General features: G+C 71.7%; 5 protein-coding genes and 1 pseudogene. 4 read left to right on the top strand and 2 right to left on the bottom strand.

Annotated elements, in window-relative coordinates; translation table 11 throughout:
- The 4 genes and pseudogenes from ABT288_RS49245 to ABT288_RS49230 form a co-directional block, all read left to right on the top strand.
- Positions 1 to 185, top strand: a pseudogene (locus ABT288_RS49245) (hypothetical protein); the annotation flags it as partial.
- Between the two features lie 64 nt (positions 186 to 249).
- Positions 250 to 1,257, top strand: a complete 1,008-nt coding sequence (locus ABT288_RS49240; RefSeq protein WP_351623333.1) for an AAA family ATPase — start codon at positions 250 to 252, stop codon at positions 1,255 to 1,257.
- Complete coding sequence (locus ABT288_RS49235; RefSeq protein WP_351623331.1) at positions 1,254 to 2,600, top strand: DUF58 domain-containing protein; 1,347 nt, start codon at positions 1,254 to 1,256, stop codon at positions 2,598 to 2,600. The genes ABT288_RS49240 and ABT288_RS49235 overlap by 4 nt, the downstream gene beginning before the upstream one ends.
- Positions 2,597 to 3,199, top strand: coding sequence for a hypothetical protein (locus ABT288_RS49230; RefSeq protein ID WP_351623329.1), 603 nt, complete (start codon positions 2,597 to 2,599; stop codon positions 3,197 to 3,199). Before ABT288_RS49235 ends, ABT288_RS49230 begins: the two co-directional genes overlap by 4 nt.
- 598 nt (positions 3,200 to 3,797) lie before the next feature.
- Here the strand turns inward: ABT288_RS49230 and ABT288_RS49225 are convergent.
- Complete coding sequence (locus tag ABT288_RS49225; RefSeq protein WP_351623327.1) at positions 3,798 to 4,184, bottom strand: peptidoglycan-binding domain-containing protein; 387 nt, start codon at positions 4,182 to 4,184, stop codon at positions 3,798 to 3,800.
- A gap of 63 nt (positions 4,185 to 4,247) precedes the next feature.
- A complete protein-coding gene (locus ABT288_RS49220) occupies positions 4,248 to 5,264 on the bottom strand; it encodes an AraC-like ligand-binding domain-containing protein (protein WP_351623325.1) in 1,017 nt (338 codons plus the stop codon).
- Positions 5,265 to 5,475: the final 211 nt, after the last annotated feature.

The following is a 5,475-nucleotide window of genomic DNA, read 5'->3' as shown; positions in this document are numbered from 1 at the left end:
AGCGGCTGTTCGCCGCCCGGCTGGCCGAACGGCACGGCGTGGCGATGTACCGGAGCCCGCAGCGGGCCCGGGCGCTGGTCGGCGCCGAGCTGTGGCCGTGGATCGATCCCGAGGCGACCGCTCCGCAGCCCACTCTCCCCGAGCCCGTCCTGCGCTCCCTGCTCGACCGTCTGGAAGCCCTGTGACCGGTGTCGCTGCGGCCGACCCCGCAGCCCGCGCACCCCGACCCCGCCCCGTGAGGACCCAGCTGTGACCAGCCCGCAACCCATCCCGGACCACGACACCCTGACACCTCGGCAGGCGGGCGAACGGGCCGCGGCCGTGCTTGACGAGATGCGCACGGCCGTGGTCGGCAAGGCGGAACCACTGGCGCTGGTGATGCTCGGCATCCTCGCCGGCGGCCATGTCCTCATCGAGGACCTGCCGGGACTCGGGAAGACCCTTCTGGCACGCTCCTTCGCCACCGCTCTGGGCCTGGACTTCCGCCGCATCCAGTTCACCCCGGACCTGCTGCCCTCCGACGTCACCGGAGCTCCGTTCTACGACCAACGGACCGCCGACATGGTCTTCCGGCCCGGACCGGTCTTCACCCACCTGCTGCTCGCCGACGAGATCAACCGCACCCCGCCCAAGACCCAGGCCGCGCTGCTGGAGGCGATGGCCGAGTCCCAGGTGTCCATCGACGGAAGCACCCGGCCGCTGCCGGAGCCCTTCGTGGTCGTCGCCACCGCCAACCCCATCGAGTACGAGGGCACGTACACCCTGCCCGAGGCCCAGCTCGACCGGTTCCTGCTGCGGGTTCGGATGGGCTATCTGACGGCGTCCGAGGAGGCAGGCATGCTGCGCGCGCGTGTCGACCGGGCGGCACCCGAGGCGGTGCTGCGTACGCTCAGCGGTCCGGGAGAGGTGCTGGCCATGCGGGCCGCCGTCGAACGCGTCGAGGTGGACGACGACCTGCTGGAGTACGTCGTCGCGCTGGTCGGCGCCACCCGGGCCCACCCGCACATCCAGGTCGGTGCCTCTCCGCGCGGCGGCCTGGCCCTGGTGCAGCTCGCCCGCGCCCGAGCCGTCCTGGACCTGCGGGACTACGTGACCCCGGAAGACGTCAAGTCCGTGGCGGTGCCGGCCCTGGCGCACCGTGTCACCCTCAAGCCGGAACTGTGGGTCCGGCAGATCGACGGCGACGACGTGATGCGCGAGATCATGCAATCCGTGCCCGCCCCGCAGACCCTGCCGCGCACGCCGGTCGCCTCATGACGCAGCCACTGCCGGCCCGCAGAGCGGCCGCCGCCGTGCAACGGGCCCTGGACGGCCGCCACGACGAGACCGCCGAACCCCCGCCGCCCCCGCCGCCCGGCTGGCGCACCGGTGAACGCGCGCTACGGCTGGGCACGTTGGCCGTCGTCGCGCTGGCCGCCGCGCTGGTCACCGGGCGGCCCTGGGTACTTGCTCTCGCCGCCGCGCCCCTGGTGCTGCTCGCCCTCGCCCTGCCGAGCGGGCCGCGTCCGGAGGCGGTGACGGCCGAGGCCGAGGTGGAGCCGCGGCGGTGCTTCGAGGGCGAGCAGGTGAGGGTGCACATCACTGTGTCCTACGACGGTGAGACCGGCCGCCTGGACCCCGGCGTCGCCCTCGGCCACGGCGTCCGGCTCGACCACCTCGCGATCGGCCCGCACCGCGTCGATCTCGTCCTGACCGCGCAGCGCTGGGGCCGCTGGACCCTCGGCACGGTCGACGTCGACGTCTACGACCGCGGCGGGCTGGCCCGGCGTACCGTGCGGGCCGAACTCGGTGAGGTCGCCGTCTTCCCGTTGCCCGAACACGCCGGCCTCACGCCCATCCCGGTCCGGCTGCCGCAACGGCTCGGCGAGCACACCGCCGTGCAGCGCGGCGAGGGCGTCGAGGTCACCGGCGTACACCCGTATGTGCGCGGCGAGCGTCAGCGGCGGATCCACTGGCCGGCCACCACCCGTCGCGGCGCCCTGCAGGTCCACCAGTTCGCCGCGGAGCGTACCGCCGACACCGTGGTGCTGCTGGACGTGCTCGCCGACGTGGTCGACCCGGTCACCGGCGCGTCCTCGCTCGACGAGACCTCCCGGGCCGCTGCCGGCCTGGTCCGCGCCTACCTGCGTACCCACGACCGGGTCGGCGTGGTGTCGGTGGGTGGAGCGACCCGCTGGCTGCAACCGGGCAGCGGCCAGGGGTACTTCTACCGCATCGTCGAGAGTGTGCTGGAGGTCCGCAAAGACCTCGCGTACCGCACGGCGGGCCTCAGCCTGCTCCCACCGCCCGCGTTGCCCGAAGGAGCGCTGGTGTACGTCATCACGTCGCTGACCGACCAGCGGATTCTCGATGTCCTGCACCAGGTGCGCGTACGGTCCAATCCGATGGTCGTGGTCGAGATCCCCACCGGCGACCCGGTCGTGGAGCCCGGCGACACCGAGGGCGAACTCGCGCTGCGGCTGTGGCGGGCTGACCGCGACGCCATGCGCTTCGCCCTCGTGGAACGCGGCATCGCGGTCGTCGCCCACCGGCCCGGTGAGACCCTCGATCTCGCCCTTGCGCCGCTGCTGCGCACCCGCGTCCACGGGGGGGCCCGATGACCACCGTCCCCGCCCGGTTCGCCCGGCCAGGCCCGCGCCCGCCCGACGGCCGAGCCGCTCTGCTCATCGCACGTCTCACCTCGCGCCTCACCGACCGCTTGCTGGGAACCGCCCTTGCCGTCGCCGCCTGCAACCCGCCGGCCGCCCTGCACGCACCGCCGCTGGTCAGGGTGCTGGTGCTCGGGGCGGCGGCGGCCGCGTGGTGGGCGGCTCCGATGGTCGACGCGCGCCCCGTCCTGACCTCCATGCACTGGCGGACCGTCGCGGCCCGCCGCAGGAATACCGTGCTGCCGGCCGCGGCGATCGCGGTCGCGGCGGCCACCGGCCCCGCGGTCTGGCTGGTCGTCTGCATCGCCGCACTGCTGCTCGCCTACCTGCTCGTCACCGACGCGTGGACAGTCGGTGTCACCGCCCCGCCCGGCCGGCCGCCGGCGACACCCGCACTGGCGGCCGCCGCCGCGACCTCGGTGGTCCTGCTCGCCGCCGAGACGCCGGTCGCGGGCACCTCGTGGGCAAGGCTGCTCGCCTCACTCGCCATCGCCGCGACCACGGTTTGCCTGGTACTGGCGCTGCGTGCCCGTCGCAGCCCGCGCGGCTGACCGCCGAGCCCGGCGGGGTGTATCAGCGGGTTGGGACGGCGCGCATGCTTGGCCGAGGGGGTCACACGGTCACGTTGTTCGAGCAGGACGCGCGGCAGGCCGGAGAGGACCTGGACCGGTGTACGGACCTGCTGGCACCGGGGGCCCGGGAGCACCACGAGTTCGACGTCCTCCCCGCCGACGCGAGGGTGTTCCGACTCTTTGCCGAGATCATTCCAGCGTTGTCGGGTGCTCGGCCCCATCCCCGACTGCGTGCTCTGCCGCCGGCAGCAGTTCAGCCACAGATCCGCGCAGCCCGCCGCGCCGCACACCTCTCCCAAATCGCCCTCGGGGAACGCGTCGGCCGCGCCCACAGGACAATCCAACGGGGGGCCGGCGCCCGGCCGAAGAGGACGATCCCCTTCGGCCGGGCGCCTGGTGGCTGCTGGTCAGGGCCCGGGTAGCGGACCGCTTCCACAGCTTCACCGGGCCGCCCTCGCCTACTCGCCAGCCGTTTCGGTGCGGGGTGAGGGTCGCCGCGGAGTTGAGCGGTGCCGGCCGAGTCGAGTGCCCGGAGTGCGGCAGCTCCGGATCAGCGGTGCTGCCGGGCCGGACGGGCTCAGAAGTACGACGGGACGTAGTTGTAGCAGTAGTTGTAGCGGCCGTAGTACGAGTCGCCGTCGAGCAGCAGCCAGCCACCCGTGCCCTTGCCCACGATGCCGTCCTTCCCGAGGCCATGACCGGAGGCGCCCTGGTACCACTCGACCCAGCTCTTGGTGTTCGGACCCCACAGACCGTCCTCGGCAAGCGGGCGTCCCTTGCCCTTGGCCGATGCGACGTCGTTGACGAGGTGCTGTACGCACCACACTCCGTGGCTGTTGTTGGCGTAGCCGTCGCCGATGTAGCCGGCTGACGGGGACGCCTGGGCCTGAGTGAGGGTGCCGACCGTGAGGAGTGCTGTAGCAGCGGTGATGCCTGCTGCCTTGGCCATGGCTGTCAGTCGCATGGAGGGATTCCCTTCTTCGATTTCATGCCTGACCGATGGTTGCTGAAAGCCTTGCGCGGCGCCTTAGCCGGGAGTGCCAGGTGCTGAGTTCTGCGTGCCAGTCTTGAAGTCGTGTGCGTGGTCGCGGTAGTCGCTGGGCGTGATGCCGTACTGCGTGCGGAAAGCGCGGGTGAAGTCGGCGGGGCGGAGAAAGCCCCAGCGGGCGGCTATCGCGTGGATGGGCCGCGTGGACAGGCGCGGGTCGGACAAGTCGCGTCGGGCGCGGGTGAGGCGCTGGTGGCGGATGTGGGAGGCAACCGTGGCGCCATGGGCGTGGTTGCGGAAGAGGCGGTGCAGGGTCCGCAGTGAGATGTGGTGAGCGGCGGCGACGGTGGCGGGAGAGAGTTCGGCGTCGCCCAGATGCCGACGGATGAAGTCCTCGATCTCCAGGAACTGCATGCGCTGGTGGGTCTCGGCGGGTGTCTGGTCTGCGGCATCGCTGTGGTGGGCCAGCCATGCGGCGATCAGGTCGATGAGGACGCCGCCGAGCCGCTGACTGTCGGCGGGCGGGCAGGGCACGGTGTCCGTGGCCACGTGGGTGAGGAATCCGGCGAGCAGACCGCCGACACCTTCGCGTCCTGGCATCCGGGTCGCCAGCAGCCGGTCCACGCGGTTCGACGACACCGGGACCATGGCCCGGGGGATCTGTACCACTACGGAGGCCGCCGTGTCCTGCCCGGCCTCCACGACCGCTGCGTAGGGGCGGGAGGTGGAGTACACCACGAGATCGCCGGCTCCGAGCGGAGCTTCGCACCGACCCTGGACGATGCCCTGCTGTCCGCGGAGGATGAGCCCCACGGCGTACATTTCAGGATCGGACTGGCGGATCAGCTGCGGTGTCCGTCGTGACGTCATGGACGCATAGGTCAGGGCAGTCACCTGTGCCCCGCCCAAATCCGCGGCTCGCAGCGAGGCCCGGAATTCAGCTGCGCGGTCGATGGTGAACTCATTCGGTATCAGCGCGCTTGCCGTGATGTCCCGCCATGCCTCCACCCGGTCCAGCACCGGCACGCGCTGACTGTCGAACACCGTCTCCAGCACCGATGTCGTCCCCCTCTTTCTTGCCTTCTGTGCGGTCCTTGGCACTCTCTCTCGCGCGGACCTGCCAGAAAAGCCAGCCGTCGGACACAGTGGGCGGACAAGAACGCCGCAGGTCGGGTCATGTCCCCTGTGGTGGTGTAGCGAGGTCGATCTGATCTTTGTAGATCGTGTCCATGCTTTCCTCGGGTAGATAGCGGCGGGGAAAGGCGAT

Origin of the sequence: Streptomyces sp. NPDC001093, assembly GCF_040298985.1 — a bacterium.
Classification (GTDB): Bacteria; Actinomycetota; Actinomycetes; order Streptomycetales; family Streptomycetaceae; genus Streptomyces.
Note: the sequence above shows the minus strand (reverse complement) of the source record. Positions and strands in the feature narration are given on the sequence as shown.

Excerpts from the sequence above, each read along its gene's own strand:
- ABT288_RS49235 (WP_351623331.1), top strand. The coding sequence starts at position 1,254 with ATGACGCAGCCACTGCCGGCCCGCAGAGCGGCCGCCGCCGTGCAACGG.
- ABT288_RS49230 (WP_351623329.1), top strand. The coding sequence starts at position 2,597 with ATGACCACCGTCCCCGCCCGGTTCGCCCGGCCAGGCCCGCGCCCGCCC.
- ABT288_RS49225 (WP_351623327.1), bottom strand. The coding sequence starts at position 4,184 with ATGCGACTGACAGCCATGGCCAAGGCAGCAGGCATCACCGCTGCTACA.